At 70.9% G+C, this 949-nt stretch carries 1 protein-coding gene and 1 pseudogene; both read left to right on the top strand.

Going from position 1 to position 949, the window contains the following annotated elements:
• Positions 1–78, top strand: a pseudogene (locus ABEA26_RS36535) (KR domain-containing protein); the annotation flags it as partial.
• An 18-nt stretch (positions 79–96) separates the two neighbouring features.
• Positions 97–949, top strand: an 853-nt coding sequence (locus tag ABEA26_RS36045) for an acyl carrier protein (RefSeq protein WP_345598302.1), incomplete at its 3' end; no start/stop codon positions are given.

Genomic DNA, 949 nt, shown 5'->3' with positions numbered 1-949 from the left:
GCGGCGAATGCGTTCTTGGACGCGCTCGCGGAGGTGCGTCGTGGTGAGGGTTTGGCGGGTCAGTCACTGGCCTGGGGCCCATGGGACGAAGGCGGCATGCTGGAGCGGCTCGGTGACGCCGATGCGCAGCGCATGGCGCGGGACGGCCTGGTGCCGCTGGTTCCCGCGGACGGTCTCGCCCTGTTCGACGCGGCCCACGGTATGGTTCGGGCCGCCCTCCTGGCCGTCAAGCTCGACGTCCCCGCCCTGCGCCGGAGCGCCGGCACAGGCACGCTGCCCGCACTGCTGCGGAGCTTCGCTCAGGGCAACCGGCGGCGCGCGGCCCGTGCCGGTGGCAGCGGATCGACGCTTGCGGAGCGTCTCGCGGCGGTGCCCACGAGCGAACGGGCCGCCCTGGTCGATGAAATGGTCAGATCGCAGGTCGCAATAGTGCTGGGCCATGCGTCCGGGGACGCGATCGCGGCGGGGCAGGCGTTCAAGGAACTCGGCTTCGACTCGCTCACGGCGCTCGAACTGCGGAACAGGCTCGTGTCGGCGACCGGCCTGCGCCTGCCGGCCACCTTGGTCTTCGACTACCCGAGCCCTGCGGCGATGGCCGACTTCCTGCTGGCCGAGGCACTGGGAACCGTCGAGGAGATCACCGTCGGCGCGACGGTGGCGGTAGCTGACGACGAGCCGATCGCCATCGTAGGCATGAGCTGTCGCTACCCGGGCGCGGTCGCCGGGCCGGACGACCTATGGCGGCTGGTGGCCTCGGGAGGGGACGGGATCTCCGGGTTCCCCACCGACCGGGGATGGGACGTCGCAGGACTGTTCGACAGCGATCCCAGTCAAGTGGGGACGTCGTACGCGGCTGAGGGCGGGTTTCTGTACGACGCCTCGCAGTTCGATGCGGGCTTCTTCGGTATCTCGCCGCGTGAGGCGCTGGCAATGGACCCGCAGCAGCGGC

Origin of the sequence: Streptomyces marokkonensis, assembly GCF_039539045.1 — a bacterium.
Taxonomy (GTDB): Bacteria; Actinomycetota; Actinomycetes; order Streptomycetales; family Streptomycetaceae; genus Streptomyces; species Streptomyces marokkonensis.
This window is presented reverse-complemented; position numbering and strand designations above follow the sequence as displayed.